Annotated in this window: 19 protein-coding genes and 1 tRNA gene; 12 read left to right on the top strand and 8 right to left on the bottom strand. The window is 63.5% G+C overall.

Going from position 1 to position 21,150, the window contains the following annotated elements; genetic code table 11:
- The first annotated feature begins 10 nt into the window (after nucleotides 1–10).
- Entirely contained in the window at nucleotides 11–1,471 is a 1,461-nt protein-coding gene (locus LZ538_RS05935; RefSeq protein WP_249831084.1) for an MATE family efflux transporter, read from the top strand.
- Here the strand turns inward: LZ538_RS05935 and LZ538_RS05930 are convergent.
- Complete coding sequence (locus tag LZ538_RS05930; RefSeq protein WP_249831083.1) at nucleotides 1,468–2,355, bottom strand: diacylglycerol/lipid kinase family protein; 888 nt, start codon at nucleotides 2,353–2,355, stop codon at nucleotides 1,468–1,470. The genes LZ538_RS05935 and LZ538_RS05930 overlap by 4 nt on opposite strands.
- Before the next feature lie 68 nt (nucleotides 2,356–2,423).
- Here LZ538_RS05930 and hemB point away from each other — a divergent pair, with 68 nt between their 5' ends.
- From hemB to LZ538_RS05910, 4 genes are read left to right on the top strand one after another with little or no spacing between them, the layout of a single operon-like run.
- Complete coding sequence (gene hemB, locus LZ538_RS05925) at nucleotides 2,424–3,416, top strand: porphobilinogen synthase (RefSeq protein WP_249831082.1); 993 nt, start codon at nucleotides 2,424–2,426, stop codon at nucleotides 3,414–3,416.
- Nucleotides 3,416–4,855: a pyridoxal phosphate-dependent decarboxylase family protein gene (locus tag LZ538_RS05920; protein ID WP_249831081.1), complete on the top strand. Its 1,440-nt coding sequence runs from the start codon at nucleotides 3,416–3,418 to the stop codon at nucleotides 4,853–4,855. The genes hemB and LZ538_RS05920 overlap by 1 nt, the downstream gene beginning before the upstream one ends.
- Entirely contained in the window at nucleotides 4,848–5,423 is a 576-nt protein-coding gene (locus LZ538_RS05915) for a GNAT family N-acetyltransferase (RefSeq protein ID WP_249831080.1), read from the top strand. Before LZ538_RS05920 ends, LZ538_RS05915 begins: the two co-directional genes overlap by 8 nt.
- 45 nt (nucleotides 5,424–5,468) lie before the next feature.
- Nucleotides 5,469–7,691 (top strand): fused MFS/spermidine synthase, encoded by a 2,223-nt coding sequence (locus LZ538_RS05910; protein ID WP_249831079.1) that lies wholly within the window; start codon nucleotides 5,469–5,471, stop codon nucleotides 7,689–7,691.
- On the opposite strand, the gene LZ538_RS05905 is transcribed toward LZ538_RS05910, so the two are convergent.
- Entirely contained in the window at nucleotides 7,688–8,191 is a 504-nt protein-coding gene (locus tag LZ538_RS05905) for a hypothetical protein (protein WP_249831078.1), read from the bottom strand. The genes LZ538_RS05910 and LZ538_RS05905 overlap by 4 nt on opposite strands.
- 101 nt (nucleotides 8,192–8,292) lie before the next feature.
- On the opposite strand from LZ538_RS05905, the gene LZ538_RS05900 reads away from it, so the two are divergent.
- From LZ538_RS05900 to LZ538_RS05885, 4 genes are all read left to right on the top strand, one after another.
- A tRNA-Arg gene (locus LZ538_RS05900) sits at nucleotides 8,293–8,369 on the top strand.
- Between the two features lie 82 nt (nucleotides 8,370–8,451).
- Nucleotides 8,452–9,405, top strand: coding sequence for a hypothetical protein (locus LZ538_RS05895; RefSeq protein WP_249831077.1), 954 nt, complete (start codon nucleotides 8,452–8,454; stop codon nucleotides 9,403–9,405).
- Nucleotides 9,406–9,809: 404 nt separating this feature from the next.
- Entirely contained in the window at nucleotides 9,810–10,067 is a 258-nt protein-coding gene (locus tag LZ538_RS05890; RefSeq protein ID WP_249831076.1) for a hypothetical protein, read from the top strand.
- Nucleotides 10,068–10,124: 57 nt separating this feature from the next.
- Nucleotides 10,125–10,475 carry a hypothetical protein gene (locus tag LZ538_RS05885; protein ID WP_249831607.1) on the top strand — a complete coding sequence of 117 codons (351 nt, stop codon included), beginning with the start codon at nucleotides 10,125–10,127 and terminating at the stop codon, nucleotides 10,473–10,475.
- Between the two features lie 404 nt (nucleotides 10,476–10,879).
- Here the strand turns inward: LZ538_RS05885 and LZ538_RS05875 are convergent, their stop codons facing one another.
- Genes LZ538_RS05875 through LZ538_RS05855 form a run of 5 tightly spaced genes read right to left on the bottom strand, consistent with a single transcriptional unit; the run spans nucleotide 10,880 to nucleotide 17,995 of the window.
- Nucleotides 10,880–12,127: an N-succinylarginine dihydrolase gene (locus tag LZ538_RS05875; protein WP_249831074.1), complete on the bottom strand. Its 1,248-nt coding sequence runs from the start codon at nucleotides 12,125–12,127 to the stop codon at nucleotides 10,880–10,882.
- The gene (locus LZ538_RS05870; protein WP_249831073.1) at nucleotides 12,127–13,143 is read right to left on the bottom strand and encodes an arginine N-succinyltransferase; all 1,017 of its coding nucleotides are present in this window, start codon (nucleotides 13,141–13,143) and stop codon (nucleotides 12,127–12,129) included. Before LZ538_RS05870 ends, LZ538_RS05875 begins: the two co-directional genes overlap by 1 nt.
- Complete coding sequence (locus tag LZ538_RS05865) at nucleotides 13,140–14,345, bottom strand: hydrolase (RefSeq protein ID WP_249831072.1); 1,206 nt, start codon at nucleotides 14,343–14,345, stop codon at nucleotides 13,140–13,142. Before LZ538_RS05865 ends, LZ538_RS05870 begins: the two co-directional genes overlap by 4 nt.
- Before the next feature lie 39 nt (nucleotides 14,346–14,384).
- Nucleotides 14,385–15,785 carry a Ppx/GppA phosphatase family protein gene (locus LZ538_RS05860; RefSeq protein WP_249831071.1) on the bottom strand — a complete coding sequence of 467 codons (1,401 nt, stop codon included), beginning with the start codon at nucleotides 15,783–15,785 and terminating at the stop codon, nucleotides 14,385–14,387.
- Nucleotides 15,786–15,835: 50 nt separating this feature from the next.
- Complete coding sequence (locus LZ538_RS05855) at nucleotides 15,836–17,995, bottom strand: RNA degradosome polyphosphate kinase (RefSeq protein WP_249831576.1); 2,160 nt, start codon at nucleotides 17,993–17,995, stop codon at nucleotides 15,836–15,838.
- Nucleotides 17,996–18,128: 133 nt separating this feature from the next.
- Here LZ538_RS05855 and LZ538_RS05850 point away from each other — a divergent pair, with 133 nt between their 5' ends.
- The 3 genes from LZ538_RS05850 (at nucleotide 18,129) to LZ538_RS05840 (ending at nucleotide 19,479) form a co-directional block, all read left to right on the top strand.
- Entirely contained in the window at nucleotides 18,129–18,563 is a 435-nt protein-coding gene (locus tag LZ538_RS05850) for a hypothetical protein (RefSeq protein ID WP_249831070.1), read from the top strand.
- Between the two features lie 80 nt (nucleotides 18,564–18,643).
- The gene (locus tag LZ538_RS05845) at nucleotides 18,644–19,015 is read left to right on the top strand and encodes a response regulator (RefSeq protein ID WP_249831069.1); all 372 of its coding nucleotides are present in this window, start codon (nucleotides 18,644–18,646) and stop codon (nucleotides 19,013–19,015) included.
- On the top strand, nucleotides 18,979–19,479 hold the full coding sequence (locus LZ538_RS05840) for a MaoC family dehydratase (protein ID WP_347402754.1): 501 nt from the start codon (nucleotides 18,979–18,981) through the stop codon (nucleotides 19,477–19,479). The genes LZ538_RS05845 and LZ538_RS05840 overlap by 37 nt, the downstream gene beginning before the upstream one ends.
- Before the next feature lies 1 nt (nucleotide 19,480).
- Here the strand turns inward: LZ538_RS05840 and LZ538_RS05835 are convergent, their stop codons facing one another.
- A complete protein-coding gene (locus tag LZ538_RS05835; RefSeq protein WP_249831068.1) occupies nucleotides 19,481–21,121 on the bottom strand; it encodes a tetratricopeptide repeat protein in 1,641 nt (546 codons plus the stop codon).
- Nucleotides 21,122–21,150 lie beyond the last annotated feature (29 nt).

Here is a 21,150-nt window from a genome sequence, read left to right as displayed (position 1 = left end):
GGAGTAGGGCATGGCGGACGCCGGAGTGGCACGGCGCGGAGACCTGACGCACGGGAGCATTGCGCCCACGCTCCTGAAGTTCGCGCTGCCCACCCTTGCCTCTTCGATCCTCCAATCGCTCAACGGCACGATCAACGCGATCTGGGTCGGCCGATTCCTCGGTGAGGGAGCACTCGCGGCCACGTCCAATGCGAACATGGTCATGTTCCTTCTGACCTCTTTCGTGTTCGGCTTCGGCATGGCGTCGACGATCCTGATCGGCCAGCATTGGGGCCGGAGGGACATCGACGGCGCGCGAAGGATATTCGGGACTGCTGGAGGCGGGTTCCTGCTCGCCACGATCGTCATCGCGATCGTCGGATATTTCCTCGCGAGCTCCATCCTGAGCCTCCTCGGCACGCCGCCGGAGGCGGAACCGCTGGCCCTCGATTATCTGCAGGTCATCTTCCTGGCCATGCCGGCGATCCTGCTTCTGACCCTGATGATGATGGCGCTGCGCGGTTCGGGGGACAGCCTGACGCCCTTATGGTTCATGATGGTCGCCGTTGTGCTGGACAGCGCGCTCAACCCCGTCTTCATCCTTGGCCTCGGGCCTGCGCCGAGAATGGGGATCGCGGGGTCCGCCACCGCGACTTTCATTGCGAACTATGCCGCGCTCCTGGGCCTCATCGCCTACATTTACCTTCGCGACCTGCCCCTGCGGCTTCGCGGCAAGGAGCTCCGATACCTCTGGTGCGACATGGCGATCTTCAGGACGATCATCGTCAAGGGCTTCCCGATGGGCCTGCAGATGATCATCATCTCGCTTTCCGCCCTGGCGCTCGTCGGGCTCGTAAATCGCGAAGGCGTGGACACGACCGCAGCTTTCGGCGTTGCGATGCAGCTGTGGACCTATGTGCAGATGCCGGCGATGGCGCTAGGGGCGGCGGTCAGCGCTATGACCGCGCAGAATATCGGCGCGAACCGCTGGGATCGCGTCGACCGAGTCACCCGCGTCGGAATCGTTCAGGCGATTCTCATCACCGGCGCCCTCATCCTGCTTTTGACCCTCGCGGACAGGGTCGTGCTGAGCTTGTTCATGGGTACGGATAGTCCGGCCTTGCCGATCGCCCGGCACATTCATGTCCTCGCGACCTGGAATTTCCTCCTGTTTGGAGTGATGATGGTGTTGTTCGCGACGATGCGCGCAAACGGCGCCGTCTGGGGGCCGTTGCTCATTCTCGCCATCGGTCTGGTGCCGGTGCGGTTCGGCTGGATCTTCGCAACTTACGGCTGGCTAGGAGCCGATGCGATCTGGACGAGCTTTCCGGCCAGTGCACTCGCCAATCTCGGGCTGGCGCTCGTCTTTTACCTTCAAGGTGGTTGGCGCAAAGCGCGCATGGCGCCTGCGGAATGTCCAGATGAGGAAGAATGCGTGGAGGAGGCGCTCGCCACGCGGGAGCCCGGCGGAGCGCTCAATCCGGCAGGTTAGCTGCGCGGCGCTGCTACGGTGACGGCATCCGGCACCGCCCATGCCTCGAAGGGTGTTTCCGGGCCGAGCTCACCATCGATGGAAACTCGCATCCGGGGGCGCGTCTCGATGCGCATGCGCTCTCCGTGGAATTCCCGCACGGCTTCGTGCCGCGAAGGCGCTTTGACGGCGGACGCGAGGTAACTCCAGCCCAGCTTCACCAGGCTGCGGCCGGACACGACCTGGACGACGATCTCGCCGCTCTCGAGATCGGCATTCTCAATAAGCTCGATGCCGCCGTGGAAACGGCCGTTGGCGATCCGTGCCTCTGTTGCCCAAAGGCGGTGCATGACGTGCCCGTCATGTACCCTGAGGCGGAAGGCCTTGAAACTTGCCGCCGACCAGCCGGCCCAGAGGAGGTAGCCGAGCCGGCCAAGGCTGCGCTTGAGGGCGCTCGGGACGCTCTCAGCGACTACGGGAGCGAGACCGAGCGCCGCGTTGTTGAGGAAATAGGCGCCGTCTATCGCGGCAAGGTCGATCCGCCGAGCCTCTCCCGATGCGATGACTTCGACTGCTCCATCGAGGTCGAGTGGAATGCCGAGCGTCCGCGCGAAGCTGTTCGCGGTACCCAGCGGCAACAGGCCGAACACCGTATCGCGACCGAGAAAATGGTCGACGGTCTCGGATAGCGACCCGTCGCCGCCACCCACGATCACCATCGGCGCGCGATCGACGGCAGCGCGCACCTCGCCGGACATCGCCGCGGGATCGTCGACCGCTCGGGCGTCGATCAGGTGGACGCCGGCGGCCGTCAGCTTCTCGCACGCCGGGTCGAACGTCTCCGCGCCGCTTCGGCTAGCGGTGTTGACGATCAGGATCGCATTCTTGGGCAGTTCGGTTGCCATTGCTGCGCATAGCGGCGCTGGCCGTTTTGGGTTCCCGATCAGCCGCGAAAGACGCTAGAGGCCCGGGCATGTCAGCTTTCTACCCTTATTTGCGCATGCGCCGCGGCCGGGTCGCGCCGTGGATGCGCGACATGATCGCCGAACATCGCCTGCACCCCAGCGACCTCATCTGGCCGATCTTCATCTGCGAGGGGAAGGGGCAGGAGGAACCGATCGGTTCGCTTCCGGGCGTTAGCCGGTGGAGCATTGACCATCTGGGCAAGCGCGCCCGGCAGGCGGCCGACCTCGGTATTCCATGCATTGCGCTGTTTCCAAATACGCCCAACGAGCTTCGCACCGACGATGCTCGCGAGGCGCTCAATCGCGAGAATCTCATCTGCAAGGCGATCAAGGCGATCAAGGATGCAGTTCCGGAGATTGGCGTACTCACCGACGTCGCGCTCGATCCCTACACGGCGCACGGCCATGACGGCGTGACCGACGAGGCGGGCAACGTCATCAACGATGAGACGGTCGGCATTCTCACAGAGCAGGCGCTAGTCCAGGCCGAAGCGGGTGCAGACATCGTTGCCCCGTCAGACATGATGGACGGCCGGGTCGCGGCAATTCGCCAGGCGCTCGAAAATGGCGGCCATCAGAACGTCGCTATCATGGCTTATGCCGCCAAATATGCGTCGGCCTTCTACGGTCCGTTCCGCGAAGCTGTCGGCTCGCTGGGCCGGCTGAAGGGGGACAAGCGCGGGTACCAGATGAATCCAGCCAATATCGAAGAGGCGCTTCGCGAGGTCGAGTTGGACCTCGCGGAAGGGGCCGACTTCGTCATGGTGAAGCCTGGCCTGCCTTATCTGGACGTGGTTGCGCGGGTCAGGGATGCGTTCGGGGTACCCACCTTCGCTTACCAGGTGAGCGGTGAGTATGCGATGATCGAAGCCGCCGCAGCAGCCGGAGCCGGGGATCGCGGCGCACTGATCCTCGAGACGTTGCTGGCTTTCAAGCGAGCCGGCGCCACGGGCGTGTTGACCTACCACGCCATTGATGCGGCGCGAATGATTGCTTCCTGATGATCGAGGATCTGAAGGCCGAGATCGCGCGGCTGCGAGCCGACGCGGCCCCGCTCGAGCCTGACAGCTCCGAGCGCAGGTTGCTCGGCGCGAAGGCGATGCAACACGCGCTCGATTATTGGGACCAGGTTGAGAATGCACCGAGCAACCGCCCCTGGTCGGAGGTTTTCTCCCAGCAGCTCGAGCCCGAATTTGCGGAAGAGGGCAGGGATCCAGCGGCGGTGCTCGACTATGTCGCGACATGCGTCGACCGACCCGGCTTCGCAACGACAAGCCCGCGCTTCATGGCTTACATACCGGGCGGGGGGATTCCTTATTCCGCGTTCGGAGACCTCCTTGCGGCCACTTCGAACAAATATTCGGGCTTTGCATCGGCCAGCCCAGGTGCGGTTCGGATCGAGAATGCCTGCGTAGCCTGGCTCGCGAGCGTGATCGGCTACCCGCACGAAGCTGGAGGCACGCTGACCTCCGGTGGAAGCATTGCCAACCTCACCGCGATCGTCGCTGCCCGGGAAGCGAACGACCCCGATGGCGGAGGTGCGATCTACGTCACGCGCTTCGCCCATTACTGCATCGACAAGGCTCTTCACATTGCCGGCCGCGGTCATTCGCCGAAGCGGGTGATCGCCACGGACGAGAATTACCGAATGTCGGTCGCTGCGCTCGAGAAAGCGCTGGAGGATGACCGTCGCGAAGGAGTTCGACCGTGGATAGTCGTCGCCTCTGCCGGCACCGTCGACACGGGCGCGATCGATCCGCTGCCCGAGATTGCAGAATTGTGCCGCCGCTACGGCGCCTGGTTGCACGTGGACGGTGCCTATGGAGGGCTTTTCGCCCTGTGCGAGGAGGGCCGCAGGTTGCTTCGCGGCATTGAGCAAGCTGACAGCGTCGCACTCGATCCGCACAAGACCCTTTTCCTGCCTTACGGCACCGGCGCCGCGCTCGTCCGCGACGGCAAGGCGCTGCAGGACGCCTTCAGCGCGAGCGGTGAATATATCCGTCCGCTGGGCGAGTCCGAAGTCGGCCCATCGCCGGCCGACCTGTCGCCCGAGCTTACCCGGCACTTCCGGGCCCTGCGCCTCTGGCTGCCGCTTCAGATGGCAGGAATCGCTGCCTTTCGTGCGTGCCAGACCGAGAAGCTCGCGCTGGCGCGTTACTTTCACGCGCGGCTGTCTGCCATCGAGGGCTTTGATCCAGGCCCGGCGCCGGATCTCTCGGTTGTCGCGTTCCGCTATCTGCCGAGGAGCGGGGATCCGGACGAGTTCAACGAACGGTTGATGAGGCACATACAGCAGGAAGGCCGCGTGATGTTGAGCGGCACCAAGATCGACGGCAGTTATCGTCTCCGCTGCGCGATCCTGTCCTTCCGAACGCATCTAGAGCATGTCGATGACGCGGTTCATGCGGTCGTGCGCGGCGTCGGGGCTCTCGGTGGTTGAGGTCGTCGCGGAGACAGCGCGTCTTCGCCTTCGCGATTGGGAAGGCGCGGACGAGCAGGCCTTCTACGCTATCATGAATACCCCAGCCGTCATGCGAAATCTGGGAGGCGTGCAGACGCCGCAGGTATGGAACGCAGCCTACCAACGGATCCTCGGCTTCACGCGCGACTTCGGGCACACCTTCTGGATCGTCGAGGACAAAACGTCGGGTGAGATACAGGGTTTTTGCGGCCTCAAGCGCGTCAATTCGCCGGGGGCCGGTGATCTGACGGGCACACCCGAGATAGGCTGGCGCCTGCGGGAAAGCGCTTGGGGCAAGGGCATCGCCAAGGAAGCAGCGATGGCCAGCCTTGATCTCGCGTTCGGACGCTTCGGCTACGATCATGTGATCGCGCTGACCGTGCCCCGGAACGATGAAAGCCAGGGCCTGATGAAGCGGCTCGGCATGACGCGGCGTGAGGACCTCGACTTCATCGACACGCGCTTCGGGCCGGAGATGAACCCGTCGATCGTCTTTCGGATAGATGCTGTCGACTGGCCGCGCGCGAGAGCCTTGGCGACCCGTTAACCCACGATCCTCCAAACGCATTATAAGGCAAGTGGGGGAGGAGAGATGGCGACGGTGACGGAGGTGCGCGCGGCGGATAGCTCACTGGCGCGCTACCGCTTCGTCTCCACGATTTTCCTGGGCTCGTTCCTGCTATTCCTCGTGCAGCCCATGATTGCGCGCATGGTGCTGCCGAGGCTCGGCGGGGCGCCGGCGGTGTGGAATTCGGCGATGCTGGTCTACCAGGCGCTGCTGTTGGCTGGATATGCCTACGCGCACTGGCTGGGACGCTTTTCAGCCCGGCGGCAGGGCACGATCCATCTGGCCGCTTTCGCCCTTGCGGCGGTTACGCTGCCTATCGGCCTCGTGTCGGCAACCCCTTCCGCGAGCGCGAACCCGTTCTTTTGGGTTCCCGCAATTCTGGTGCTGTCGATTGGACCTTTGTTTTTCGTCGTTTCTGCGCAGGCGCCGCTGATCCAGCGCTGGTATGCATTGTCCGACGCGGGCGATCCTTATCCGCTCTACGCCGCATCGAATCTCGGCAGCTTCGCCGGGCTGCTAGCCTACCCATTACTGGTCGAACCGTTCATGCCCGTGAGCCAGCAACGCTGGCTTTGGACCGGCGGATATTGCGCACTCGCACTGCTTGTCGCGTGGTGTGCGCTGAACCTCCCCCGGACCGAGGCGCCCGAAGAACGGAAGCACGCTGCTGCCTTGCCGCTGGGACTCTTGGGCAAATGGGTGCTGTTGGCCGCCGTGCCTTCGGGCCTCATCCTGTCGACTACGCTGCATCTTACGACCGACCTGGTCGCTATGCCTCTGCTGTGGGTAATCCCGCTCGGCGTCTATCTTTTGAGCTTCACCGTGGCTTTCGCATCCGCCCGGTCGCCGGCCCGGGCCATCAGCCGCCTTGCGCCGTTCGTCCTCATCCCGGGAGCGGCAGCGCTCATCCCGGGAGTCGCCGACTTTACCCGCGTCTTTGCCGCGCTGGCGTTGATCAACCTCTTCACCGTTTCGGTCGCTCTCCACAGCCGGCTGTTCGATACGCGGCCGGCGCCCAGCCAGCTAACGTCCTTCTATCTGGCCATGTCCGTGGGAGGGGTGCTGGGCGGAATTTTCTGCGCGCTGGTTGCTCCGCAGATCTTCGACTGGACCTACGAGCATCTGATCCTCCTCCTCGCGGCTGCAGCTTTGATGGCAGGTCGTCATCCCGTCGCTCGTTTGGCAGCATTCTGGGACCGGAGCGATCACGTCAGGCGCGTGACGGCTTTCGGTGTGCTCCTGGTAACCTGCCTCGCGGTGATCGTGCTCGGTCCGTTCGGGCTCCCTCGCTCATCGCTGATCGACAAGCTGAGCCTTGGCGCCCTGATTGCCATTGCGGTTCTGGCCGTCGGCAATCGCCTCCTCTTCGTCGCGGCGCTCGGAGGGCTGATGCTGGTTACGGGCGGCTGGGAACGCATCGCGCTCTCGGCCGCGCCCGGCAAGATGACCCGCAGCTTCTTCGGAATTTACACTGTAAATGATTCAACCGACTTCCGTCGTCTCGTTCACGGAACCACGACGCATGGGGTCGAGAATTTGGGCTCCGCCGAACGGGAGCGCATGCCCACGACTTATTATGTGCCGGGCTCGGGCGTGGGCGAGGCGCTCCAGGCGGCTCCCAAGCTGTTCGGCGACCACGCGCGGATCGACGTCGTCGGCCTCGGCGCGGGCACGCTCGCATGCTATGCCCAGCCGGGACAAAGCTGGACCATCTACGAGATTGATCCAGCCATCGTGCACCTCGCGCGCGATTCCGGCCAGTTTCACTTCCTTTCTCGCTGCCTTCCCAATGCGCGGATCAAGGTCGGCGATGCACGCCTGACGCTCGATCGTTCGCCGGCCAATTCGGCGGACATTCTGGTCGTCGACGCGTTCTCCTCGGATTCCATTCCGATGCACCTGATGACCAGGGAAGCGTTCGATATCTACGGGCGACGCCTAGCGCCGGAAGGCCTGCTGCTTGTCCACATCTCGAACCGCTATCTCAGCCTTGAACCAGTGGTCGCCGCTGCTGCGCGGGGCGGCGGCTGGAAGGCGCGGATGGTGGTCTACGATCCATCGGCTGCCGAGCTGGAAGCCAACGCGACGCGCTCCGCCTGGATTGCGCTTTCGCGCTCGCCGGCAAGCCTGGGCCGGCTCGTCACATCGGGTTCCGATTGGCAGCCGCTTCGCCCGCGATCGAATTTTTCATCGTGGACCGACGATCACGCGAGCGTCTTGCCGCTGATCCGCTGGCAGGGGCTCTAGACTCCCAGTCGGCGCTGGATCGCTGCGATGCGCTCTTCCTGGCGGCGATCCAGCACTCCGACCTCTGCCCCCGCATTCTTGATTGCAGCCAGGTCGGCCGGCGCAAGACCGCCGTTCGTCTGCAGCATGTTGGCGCCCAGCGCGTCTATGTCCCCCAAAGCGCGGGCCGTCGGTCCGCGCGCCGAGATCGCGGCCGACAGCGCCTGTTGGGCAGCAATCCAGCTCTCGCTTTGGGGAGGGCCGGCGGTAGCGGCGAGGCTCTCGGCGTGCCCGGCGAGGGGGCCAAAGGCTGCGTCACCGCTGTGCGCCTGCGCGATGAGTTCGGAGAGTCGGCCCGACAGCACCCTGCTGACGGGCCTGTCATTCACGGACCCCTGCACGGGCACCCGAGGATCGATAGCTTCGGCGGCGCGGGGCTGAAGCGACGGCGTAGGCCCCGCCTGCGGAGTGCAGGCGCTCAGGACCCCGATGAATGCCGCAATCCAGCCTCTGCTATACATGAAGAAAGCTCTAGAAGCGGGTCGACAGACTAGCAATCGGCAAGGGTTGCTTCGCGGCTTTCACGCCCCTATGTCGCGCCCTCTTGCTCCATGGAGCATGCGCGCCCGTAGCTCAGCTGGATAGAGCACCAGACTACGAATCTGGGGGTCAGAGGTTCGAATCCTTTCGGGCGCGCCATTTCCTTTGACCAGCGTTGCGCGTCATCCCGCATGATGTATGCCGTCAGGGCATGTTGAGCGTTCTAATTTCAGCGGCACTTATGACCACGCCGGCGCCTTCGGCTGAGAGCTCGCCATGCCAGCTCGATGCGCCGGATCGGGCCTGGCTCGATCGGTCCATGAGCGCATGGAACTACGCGGCGAACCACATCAGCGGCATCGGGCATGTCAAAAAGATTCAGGCCGTGATCTTCGACAAGGACTGCGTCGTGACGAGCAGCACGGCCATGAACGGCGGCCCCAATCGCTGGGAGAGCAACCGGCATCAGGGGAAGGTCAAGCTGCCCGATGGCACGGAGATCCCGTCTCAGGTCATCTCCTTCTCAGGCTCGGTCGGGGACCATTCCTTTTTCGTGATGTCGACGCCCAGCGTGTGGCGCGCTGCGGGAAAGACGGGGAAGGGCACTACCCTCGAAAATCTGATGACGGCAGTCATGCTTCATGAAGGAACCCACGTCGCGCAAATGCCGACCTATGGCGAGAAGATCGGCGAGATCAGCGAGCGCAACAAGCTGCCGCAGGATTTCAACGACGACAGCATCCAGAAGCAATTCGAAAAGGACAAGGGATTCGCATCCTCCGTGGAGCGCGAGGCGAAGCTGCTCTTCATGGCATCGCGCGCAAAAACGCACGGAGCAGCCGTTCGGCTGGTTCGTTCGGCGCGCGCGATGATGAAGGCCCGCTACGCGCGCTGGTTCGTGGGGAAGGACGCCTATCTCGCCGAAGCGGAGCCGATATGGCTGACGCTGGAGGGGTCAGGCCAATGGCTCGCTTATCGATGGGAGACCGATGCGCGAGGCGGGCGGGTCGCGTCGAGCGCCGTGATGCCCGGTTTCGAGCATGACAAATGGTGGTCCCAGCGCGAAGGCCTCGCCGCGTTTCTGGCGCTTGAGCGGCTTACCGGCGCGACTTGGAAGCGCCAGGCGTTCGACACCGGCCGCAAGGATATCCTGCAAATGCTGGATGAGGCGACCGCGACCGACCGCCTTAAGTGAAATTGGTGGGCGGTTACGCTGTAACGACGGCAGTTGCAGATGAGGCGCGCGCCGCAAAATCTTCCGCGAGTTTCGCATGCCACGCTCTTGCGGTCTCCGTCACTGCGCGCCGCGCCGCCATTCGTTCTTCGACTGCCCGCCGCCGATAATAACGCTCGTTCGACTCCACGGTCCCCTCCGCTACTCAGAACCGGGGGAACATCCACCCTCACTGCCTAACAGCTGGTTAATATCCACAGGGCCTTCCCATCAGTTAGTCCCGGCGCCAATTATTAACGGATGTTGTCCCCCGCTGGCACAGCGCGTTGCCGGAACGTGACACATGCGCCGGATTAACGGACCATCGTTGAAACCTAACGAGTCGACGCTCGTTGGGACGGCAAATGGTTTCAAAGGAAAGCACCATGCTGACCACGACTGAATCCCGCCGCGATCCGTTCAATCCCAGCGCGCGGGGCTATCACGCAGTATATCGCGACGGTGAGATCAACCACTGCCCTGGCTGCGGCCGGACGCATTGGCTGATTGGCCGGATGCTGGCCGAATGCGCTTTTTGTTCGACCGCCCTTCCGCTGAAGGAAGCCTATAATTCTGGCCCGGCTCCCACGCCCGTGTTCTGGAGCGGACGGCGTCCGTGCTACGCGGAGCTTAACGTCGCTTAACCGTCGACGATAAAACCGATTTTCAAGAGGGCCGCGCAGGATTATTGTGCGGCCCTTATGATTCAGACGACACGGATCCTCTTTCTTATCGCACTCGTAGCAGCGCCCGGTTCGGCGACCGCGGCGGGTGCGGGCAATTTCACCTTGGTGAACGGCACTGGCGGCGGCATTTCCGAGGTGTCGATCCGCCGCGCGGGAACCAATGACTGGAAGCCGCTGGGAGCCTCGCCCGCAGCAGGTGCTCGCGGGGCGGTTCAGTTCAGCGATCCCGATTGCGCCTTCGATATCCGCGCGACCGTGGCGGGCGGCGGGCCCGTTACCTGGGCCGGGATCAATCTATGTGATGTAAAATCCGTGACGCTGAACCGCGACGCGTCTGCTGGCGCGTGGGTAGACTACGACCAATAGACTGGCGGCGCTGGATTGGCGCGCGATAGGGGCCTGCAGCGACAGCTGGATCAGCTGCGGGCTTGACTGAATCGAGCAGCTTGGCGCCGGCAAGGAAGACTACGCCGGTGCAGGCCACCGCCAGCATCCAGCCGGGCCAGCCGGGATAGATGTCCAGGTAATGGCGGCCGCGCTCGACTGCTCCGACTGCGATGGCATAAGTGACCAGCCACGCTTCAAGGCGTGTCTTGATCACAAACAGGCGGCCTATCTTACGCAGCATCGTCAATCCTTAATGCGGCAACGTGCAAGCACAGGATTTGAGCCATTCGCGACTTAAGGGAAAGCGTAAAGTGGCCTTTAACCATGCCGTTTTGGGACAGCCTGGTTCCTGAGGCTCCGGATGGAACCTCACAAGCGCGCGCTCAGGCCAGTTGATTTAGATCGAGCGCCGCGAGCAATGCGGACCGCGCCTTGACCACGTCCTCGATCAGCGAACGTTCTTGAAGGTCTGAATTGTCGATCTCCACCGGCCAGTGCTGGCGGATGACGTCCGCGATCTGATCCAGCTTATATTCGTCGACCATGAAGCGGGGGTCGACAGCCGCCGGGTCGGCAACGACGCGCAAGCGAAGGCATGCGGGACCGCCGCCATTGGCCATGGACTGGCGCACGTCGACGATCTCCACGCGCCGGATGGGGCCGTTGCCCGCTACATGGCGCTCTATCCAGTTCCACACCGATGGTGTTTCGCGGCATTCGGTCGGTGCGACCAGAGTCATCTCGCCATCGGCGGGACTCACCAGCTGGGCGTTGAAAAGATAAGACCGAACCGCATCCTCGATCGGCACTTCGGCGTCAGCGACTTCGACATATTCGAAACCCGGGACCAGCCGCTCGAGCTGCGCCACCAGCGAATCTCGATCAGCGAATGCCTTCTCGTGAGCGAAGAGGACGCGCTCATTGGCGACCGCCACCACATCGTTGTGGAACGCGCCGGCCGCGATTGCTTTCTCCGACTGGGCGGCAAAAATCGTCCGTTCGGGCGGGAGCGAATGCAGCCGCGCGACGGCGCGCGATGCTTCGATATGCTGGCGGGCGGGGAATGCGCCCCCAGAAACGCCATATACGAAGACCTCAACTCCGGGTTCGCCGTGAGCGCCGGCGAGGCGCATGTGATTGGCTGCGCCTTCGTCACCGAATGCAGGCGGAACCGGTTGGTGAACCCGAAAGGCGTCGCTTCCGAAAGCGATCCGCAGCTGCGCTAGCGTCGCCGGCCATTCGTGGCTGCGGTGTGGCATGGTGCGCAGGTTGGCTACCGTCAGATGGCATTGTCCATCCGCCGTGTCGGGCGCCGGCGAGACGGTGGCCGCGTTCGCCGCCCACATAGCGGAAGCCGACATTGCGTTGGCCGCCAGCGCTGGATCGGCTTCATCGTAAGTCGTGCCAAGTTCCGCCAGCCAGTGAGCGTGCGGGCGAGGGTGGGGCAGGAACAGGCCCTGCGCCAGGCCGAGCGCCAGGTTTGCGCGCATCTTGTCGATGCCCTGCAGCGCGGCCGCGCGCGGCTGCGAAACGTGCCCGGCGTTTCGCGTCGAGGCGAGGTTGCCCAGGCTTAGCCCGGCATAATTGTGGCTTGGGCCGACGATGCCGTCGAAATTGATCTCGCGGAGCATCAGCGCCCAACCGCAACGATCGTGTCGCCGACCTCCACCTCAAGCAGTTCGGCGGCCTTTTCGTCGATGCAGATGCCCTTTTTGGGAAGGCGCTTCACGGAAGCCAGGCAGGCGCGGAAATCCTTCAGGCGGCCCTTGGCGACCAGCATCTTGGTCCTGCCGCCAGCTCCAATTTCGGCGATCGTTTCCTCGTTGGACTCGCGAACGGTGCGAATGCGGTCGGTGGGCGCCGTGACCGTCGGTCCGCCGTCGAAAATGTCGACGTAGCGGTCGTAAGTGAAACCTTCCTCTTCAAGCATGCGAAGCGCGGCGCGTCCGGTCGGATGCGGCTGACCGATCACGCTGCGCGCTTCATCGGTCAACAATGCCACATAGATCGGAGACCGCGGCATCAGATCGGCGATGAATTTCGTGCCGTGCACCGCGTTGAACTCGTCGGCCTCGGGGAAGCTCATGCCGAAGAACTTGCCGGCGAGCGCATCCCAGAAAGGTGCTGCTCCTGTTTCATCCATGACGCCGCGAAGTTCCGCGAGGGTGCGGTCGCCAAAGCGCTGGCGATGCAGCTTCATGAAGAGATACCGGCTGCGGGCGAGCAATCCGCCCCATCCGCCGGCGCGCTGAGCCGGGTGAAGGAAAAGGCCGCCGACTTCGGACGAACCTTCGAGATCCGTGGTCAGAGATAGGCGCTGGTTGCGAAAGGTCTTCCCGAGCTCCGGGCTTGCCTGGGTCAGGGTGCTCAGATGGTAGCTGTAAAAGGGCTGGACCACACCGACCTGACCGAAGACCTGGCAGGTGCCCCGCACGACTTTCTCGACGGGGTCTTCCAGGACAAACATGTACATGTCGCCCTCCTGCTCGTCAGTCTCGCGGTTGAACGACTGCTCCGAGCGGGCGAGCTTTGCGACAAGGGTTGCCCGGTCCGGCGGCAGGTTGGTGAAGCCTCCGCCCGTGAGCTTTGCCATCTCATATATTGCGGCGAAGTCCTCGCCGTGAGCAGGACGGACCCGGAAGGTCATGCGCCCTCCGCCAGCCGCAAGATGGTCAGAGCCGAAAGCGCGGCGCGCTCGGCAAGGCTGTCAACGATCAGAAACTCCTCCATGCTGTGGATCTTGCCTCCGCGCACGCCCATCGTGTCCACGACGGGGACGCCACAGGCTGCGATATTATTGCCGTCGCAGACACCGCCAGACGGCTGCCACCCGATGGTCTGGCCGAGGTCCGCACCGGCTTTCCTGACCAGCTCGAACAGTGCAAGCGCCTCGGGCGTAAGCGGCTTCGGGGGGCGCCCGAACCCCCCGTGGAGCTCGATTTGCACGTCGTGCAGCTCGATTACCTCGGCGACCGCTGTATCGATTATGGCTTGCGCGGCCTGCTCATCTTCAGGGGTGCGAGGCCGCATGTTCACGCGCAGAACGGCCAAGTCCGGAACCACGTTACTGGGACTTCCGCCTTCGATGCGCGACGGGTTTACACTCAGGCCCGGATGCTTTGCGGCTGCGAGCCGCAGCGCCAGATCGGCTGCCGCAAGGAGGGCATTTCGCCCGTCCTCCGGATTTCTGCCGGCGTGGGCCGATCTTCCGCGCACGACGATTCCGAAATTCCCGCTGCCCGGCCGGGCTCCGGCGAGCGTGCCGTCGGGAAGGGCCGCGGGCTCGTAAGTCAGTGCAGCGCGCTTAACGCTGGCCGCTTGAGCAAGCAGGCCGGCTGACGAGAGTGAGCCAACTTCCTCGTCGCTGTTGATCACCACTTCGTAGCCTAGGTTGGCAGCTGCCGAGCTTTGCTCGACGGCTTTCAGCGCGGCGAGCATCACCGCAATCCCGCCTTTCATGTCAGCAACGCCAGGTCCGTTGAGTACGCCGTCGTCAAGCCAGCGCGTTTCCTGGAACGGATGATCGGCCGCGAACACCGTATCCATGTGACCGGTGAAGAGAAGCTGCACAGGAGCGCTGGCCCGGACCTTCAGATGCAAATGCTTGCCGTGTTCGAGGACGGATATGCGCCCGCTCGAATCGACGGTCTCGACCTCGCCAGGATCGACGAAACCAGTCTCGCCTGGGAGTTCCGCAAAGGCATCGGCGAGCACATTCGCCATTGAGCCGAGGCCAGCAAGGTTGCGCGAGCCGCTATTGATTGCGGACCAGGTGAGCACCTGGTCGAGCATCGGTTCGGCCGAGGCACGCTCGATCACTTGCTGTTCGGTGGACGACAATTCCCCCATGGCCCGGCTCCTAGCGGGGCCGATTGCGGAACGCTACTGTCAGGCGCTGACGACCGTGGGCTCCCTGCCCAGCGCTTCGGACAGTCGGACCAATCGCCGCTCGACTGCTTCGCCGACCAGAGCCTCTTCGCCTCGCCGCACGTTAAGCTCGATCGCGCCATTGGTGGGCCGCAACGCCGTGCGCTTGAGCACGGAAGAGACGCCTCCCGACAGCCGCTGGCCAAGGCGCATAGCGAGCCCCCACTCGTGGGCACGCAGTACATCATCCTCGTGACAAAGCTCCAAAAGCCGGCCGTCGCTCAGGCGGTCACGGCCGAAGCTGGAAGAAAGGGCTTGGGCGATGATGACGCGCTCCGTCGGACTGACTGCGACCCAGTTGCCGTGCAGGGCCATCTCTATGCCTCGGTCCGCCCGAAACGTCGGGCTGGCTTGCCATGCCACATCCGCCAGCAGGCAGGCAGCAAGGCGCAGCCGCTGCATCTCGGGAGCGTCCTCGAACAAGTCTCCGATCCACTCATCCAGGAGGTCGCCGTGCTGCCCGAAGCGATGCTCGCCCCCGCCAGATTCCCGCGCTTCCTCAAGCAAGGGGTCGAGCCGCCGAACCGCCGGCTTCAGCTTTGAATATAGCAGTCCCTCGCGGATGCCGAACGTTGATACGACAAGCTCGGCAGGCTCGATTTCCTCGACAAGCAGCTCGAGAAGCATGGCGGCCACGGGCGCCGTTGCGAGGCGTGCCGGCGCGATGATCTTGGCAAGCGCGGCATCGGGAGACGTGGCGTTGCGACGGAGCTCGGCGATGCGCTTCGGCGCGAGGCTGTACTCATGTGTGACAGGCAGCGGATAGTCGCGCGTCAGCATGTCGATCCGAGCGAGCGCGCGCCAGGATCCGCCGACCATGTAGAAGCTTCGCCCGCGGCCGTGCTCGCGCAGCCCGCTTGTCTTGAGAGCGGCTTTCAGCGCCTTCCGTGCAGCCTTTTCGCCGCTGCTGCCCGCCTCGGCACGAAGAACTCCGAGCGGAAGGGATACTCCGCCCCTGACTGCACCGTCGCCAACCTCAACCAATTCGAGACTGCCGCCGCCGAGATCGCCGGCGAGGCCGTCCGCGTGCGGGATTCCGGACAATACGCCCATTCCGGCAAGTTGCGCCTCGTCTTCGGCGCCGAGAACCTCGCACTCGAAGCCGATCCGATCTATCTCTCTGACGAAATCGGCACCGTCCGCTGCGTCGCGAATGGCGGCGGTGGCCATCACGTGCGTGCGCCTCACTTTCATGTGTCCGACGAGCAGCTTGAACCTTTTGAGCGTGTCCAGCGCCTTTTCGCGAGCGTCCTCCGCGAGGCGCCCCGTCTGCTCGATGCGGGTTCCGAGACCTGCAAGCACCTTCTCATTGAAGATTGGCGTCGGGATGCGCTCGGAGCCGGCATAGACGACCAACCGCACCGAGTTCGAGCCGATATCGATGATCGCTACAGGTTCGGCGGTGCTCAGGCCTAACGTCCCCGGTGGAAGCGCAACTTCGGAACTTTGCGTCCCTTCTTTAGCGCTTGCCCGCGTCCGGACAACGATGGGTTCGCCATGAAATAATCGTGGAGGTTGAACTCGTGGCCCTTACTGGGCTGCAGGCGCGTGTAGGTGCCATCTGCGTTGAGCCGCCAGCTCTGTTCATTGTCGATAAGGTTGGCGACCATCACCTGATCTAAAAGTTGGGCGTGCACTGTCGGATTATCGAGCGGGAGCATGTATTCGATGCGCCGGTCGAAATTGCGCGGCATCCAGTCCGCGGAGCTTATGTAAACCTTGGCCGCGGGGTGGGGCAGCTCGTGACCGTTCGCAAAGCACCAGACGCGCGCGTGCTCCAGGAACCGGCCGACAATCGATTTTACATAAATATTTTCGCTCATGCCGGGAACGCCCGGGCGAAGGCAGCATATGCCTCTGATCACGAGGTCGATCTGGACGCCGGCGAGGCTAGCTTCATAAAGCTTGTCGATGATGATCGGGTCGACCAGCGAATTCATTTTCGCCCAGATGGCGGCGGGCTTGCCGGCCTTTGCTGCGCCGATCTCCGCATCGACAAGGCGGACAAGTTCCGCCCGCAGGTTCGCCGGCGAGATGACCAGCTGCTTGAGGTTCCGCGGCTCGAGGTAACCGGTGATGTAGTTGAACAGCTTGGCGACATCGCGGCCTAGCTTGGCATCAGCGGTGAAGTAACTGAGGTCCGTATAGATGCGCGCGGTGACCGGGTGGTAGTTGCCGGTGCCGAAGTGGCAGTAGGTGCGATAGCCCTTCTCCTCACGCCGGATAACCATCGACACCTTGGCGTGGGTCTTCCAATCTATGAACCCGTAGACGACCTGCACGCCGGCCCGCTCGAGCGCGGCGGCCCACACCAGATTCTGTTCCTCGTCGAACCGCGCCTTGAGCTCGATGACTGCGGTTACCGACTTCCCCGCTTCGGCGGCATCGATGAGGGCACGGATGATCGCCGACTGCTTGCCCGCGCGATAGAGCGTCTGTTTTATCGCAACCACGTCGGGGTCGGCGGCCGCCTGCTGGATGAATTCCACTACGACTTCGAAGCTCTCGTAGGGGTGGTGTACCAGGATGTCCTTTTCCTTGATCGCCGCGAAGCAGTCGCCGCCGTGCTCGCGGATCCGTTCCGGGAAGCGGGGATTGAACGGCGGGAACTTCAGGTCGGGGCGGTCCTCCTCGACCAGCATCGCTAGGTCGGCCATCCCCAGGAATCCGCGCGTTTCCGATATGATGGCATTTTTCGCGTCGAGGCCGTCGATCACCTCTTGGACCAGGCTGTCGGGCATTCCCGGCTCGAGCTCCAGTCGGACGACGCGACCGCGGCGGCGCCGTTTGATCGCCGTTCGAAAATAACGGACGAGGTCCTCGGCCTCTTCTTCGACCTCGATGTCGCTGTCGCGGATGATCCGGAAGGCGCCGCCTCTCAGGATCTGGTATTTCGGGAAAAGATAGTCAGTCCTGCGCCAGATCAGGCGCTCAAGAGAGATGTACCGCGCCTCCGGTCCCGGAATCCTGATCAGGCGGGGCAAGCTGGCCGGTGCCATGATGAGAACGCGAACCCCGGTGCGGCCCTTCTTCAGCTCGAAGATAAGGCTTAGGCCCTGATTGGGGATGAACGGGAAGGGGTGGGCCGGATCGATTGCCTGCGGCGTAAGGACCGGGAAGATCTGTTCACGGAAATGCGTGTCTAGCCAGGCTTCAGCGGCCGCATCCAGCGGCTCGTCGCCGACCTTGTGAAGCCCTGCTTCGTCGAGCGCGGCCTGCAGGGTCCCCCAAGCTTCGTGCTGGCTCGTCACGAGCTGGTCGGCGGCGCTGCTTATTGCTTCGAGCTGTTGGGCCACAGTCATGCCCTCGGGCGAGAATTCCTCCACTCCGATCGCCTGGTGCGCCTTCAGGCCCGCCACACGCACCATGAAGAACTCGTCGAGATTGTTGGCCGAGATCGACAGGAAGCGAACCCGTTCGAGGAGCGGATGGCTTTCGTTGCAAGCTTCTTCGAGCACCCGGCGGTTGAAGGCCAGCCAACTCAATTCCCTGTTGAAATATCTCGGCTCTGGCTGAACCGGCTCGGCCGCAGCCGTCGCGGCCGCCGTCGCGTTCTCGCTGAGGCTTTCCATCACCTTGCGCGAAGGGGGAGCAATGGGATCGATCTTGCCCACGGCATGTCGCTGATCTGAAACAGAGACCTGTTACAGACTTGTGACGAAAATTGGTATGACGCCAGTGTTCTGGAGTCGGCAGGGGATTCTCGTGGCCAAGGACAAGAAGAAGAAAGACAAGAAGGGCAAGTCAGCCACGAAGGGCGCAGCAGCGTTCACCAAGATCAAGGCGATGAGCGACAATCCGTTGGTCGTAGACGTCGTAGCCGCGGCGCTTGTCGCGACAGCGGCCGCGCTCAAGGATTCCAATAAGGCCCGTGCCCTGGCGTCGCACGCCAGCGACGAGTTGACCAAGCTCTCCAAATCCGGCGCGAGCCGGGGCAATGCGATGTGGCAACTGGCGTTGGACATCGGCCGCCGAAGCCTGGAGGCGGTTGCTGAAACCAAGCCCAAGAGCGGCAAGAAGACTGCAGCGAAGCGGGCCTCCAAGCCCGGCGCAAAGGCTGTAAAGACTGCGTCGGCGCCAAAGTCCAAGGCTGCAGCATCCAAAATGAAGCCTCGCCGCAAGGCCAGTCCCGGAAAATAACAGGTGAGCTGTGATGTCACGATTGACAGACTCGGCCGCGAACAAGCACCTATCCCGACCCTGATGTAGGTTATGGTCATATGGCTTCGGACAAACCTGCCGCTTTGATCGTCGAAGATCAGCCGTTCATCGGCATGGTCGCCTCGGACATCCTTCGTGAATCCGGCTTCGAGACCTTCCACGCCTTTGATGCCGCAAATGCGACCGAGGTGCTCAAGGAGCATCCCGAAATCGAGGTTGTGGTCACAGGAGCCGGGCTTCCAGGGACCGTCGACGGGCTCGAACTGGCCCGGAAGCTTTCCCAGGAGCGGCCCAACGTCCAGCTCGTCCTAACTTCGGCCGGCGAGGAGTTGCGTGACGTGCCAGAGGGAGCACGCGTGCTTCGCAAGCCTTATGCGAGCGGTGAGCTGCGCACCTGCGTGGCCGCCAAAGCGCTGCTCACAGAAGACTGAGCGAAGATCGGACCGGCGCCGCCTCGGAGCGGCTGTTCCTCGAAGACCTCTACGTAGGCCAGCGCTTCGTTAGCGCCGTCCACCATCTCGACGCCGAGCAGATCAAGACCTTCGCCCGCGAATATGATCCGCAACCCTTCCACCTGAGCGACGAAGGCGCCGGAGGTACGATCTTCGGCACCCTCGCAGCGAGCGGCTGGCACACGATGGCGATCACGATGCGACTTCTCGTGGATAGCGTCCCGCTCGACGCAGGGCTTATCGGCGCTACCACCGAGGTGAGCTGGCCTCGGCCGACAAGGCCCGGCTCCGATCTCCAGGTCTTCAGCGAGTTCGTTGACATACTCCCGTCTCGCTCGAAGCCGAACATGGCGATCGTCACCATGCGCGCGGAGACGCGGGATCAGGACGGGCAGGTACTGCAGATTTTCACCGCCAAGATGCCGGTGTTCAAGCGCCCGTGAGCTAGCGCCGTGTCGAGTCGAGGCTCGCGGCGAACATTCGTGCGCTCTTCACTTCCGGACGCGCGTCGTCGCCGTCCTGAGTCATCGTGACAAGCTCAGCATAGAGTCGATCGGCTTTCTCCGTTTCTCCAGCGAGCTTCGCGGCTTCCGCAGCGCCATATACGCCGGCGAGACGCCGGGGCGCGCGCTGCAGCGACGCTTCATATTCCTTCAGCGCATTAGCCGGACGCCCCTGCGCCAAAAGCAACTCGCCAAGTTGCTCGCGCGCCGGCAGGATCGCTCCCGGCGTAACGGGGTGTTTCTCGGTAGCATCGTCGAGGTCCGCGGCCCCTCGCATCAGGCGCATGGCGTCATCGCGCCGTCCATCCGCGTTGGCCAGCCAGGCCTCGGCGATCTGGCGCTCGATCGCGATTTGCTTACGCCAGTCATATTCGCCCGGCGGCACCTTCAGACTCTGCTCGTCCGCCAAGAGCTTCGCGATCCCATCGCGCGCCAGCTCGAGCTTGCCTGCGCGGGCAGCTCCCACAGCATTGGCGAAATGGATGTTGGCGATCGCCCAGGGATGGTTCGTGAGAGCTTTCAGGCCATTTACGGTAGCGGGCAGCTTCAACGCTGCCGCCTCGTCCCACCGCCGGCGCTCCAGCGACAGCCTCGCCGGAATTGCAGTGGCTGCATATGCGACGGTCGGCGACGGCGGGTCGGCCTGGCTTATCGACGCCAGGTCGTCGAACACCTTTTCTGCCTTCTGATCCTGCCCCGTCTGCAGGTAGGCGTAGGCAAGATAATCCATTGCGTGCAGTTGCTGATCCCACGCGCCAACCATTCCCATCGCCGCGGCGTGGGCCTTGGCCGCCGCTTCGGCGGCAAGGTTAGATTTGATTGCTTCGTCCCACAGCCCGAGCCGCGTGAATATGTGTGACGGCATGTGCTGAGCGTGCGCCGAGTCCGGCGCTATTGCCGCGTAGCGGCGCGCCGCAGGCAGTGCGAGCTCGGCAAGGGCCGGATAGTCGAAGCTGTGAATCAGATAATGGGCGACCCCCGGATGATCGGGGTTGCGCGCAAGCACGCCATTCAGGATTGCCGCCGCCTGCTTTTGCCTTGGGTACGCCTTGTCGCCGTCCATCGTCCCGGCCGCGATCAGCGACAGCGCATAAAAGACAGCCGCTTCGTCGTCATCGGCATATCGTTCGCGAAGGCGCGCCATCGCATCGGAGTAGGCGAAAGCGCGCGTCTTCAGATCGAGCCGGCCTGCATCGCGATAGAAGGTGTCGAGCGCGGCAATGAAGTCGCGCTCGCGCGGGGACTTGGCTCCGGCTGCCTTCGCCTTTTCTATCGCGGCCTGACCCTTCGCGAGTTCGGCCGGCGTCGGCGCCGCCCACAAGGGATGGTAATTGCTCATCGCCACGCCCCAGTAAGCGATCGCACATGCCGGATCCGTCGCCGCTGCTTGGCTGAAGCTGCGTTCCGCCTCCTGATATTCGAACGAATGGAGCCATCTCAGGCCAGTCTCAAATTGCGTTTGCGCGGCTTTGCTGCAGGACGTTTCGAACCTGAGCTTCCCGAGCTGCGGCGAATGTTCGTGCGCATGCCCGGTGTCCATTGGAGCGAGAGCGAGGGCCGAAGCAGCGAGAAGCAGGTTCATCGCAAGCCTCCTGTTCAGGCGTTGGGTAG

This window comes from Sphingomonas hankyongi, from assembly GCF_023516575.1.
Classification (GTDB): Bacteria; Pseudomonadota; Alphaproteobacteria; order Sphingomonadales; family Sphingomonadaceae; genus Sphingomicrobium; species Sphingomicrobium hankyongi.
The sequence above is the reverse complement of the archived record's forward strand: the minus strand, read 5'-3'. Positions and strand labels throughout refer to the sequence as shown.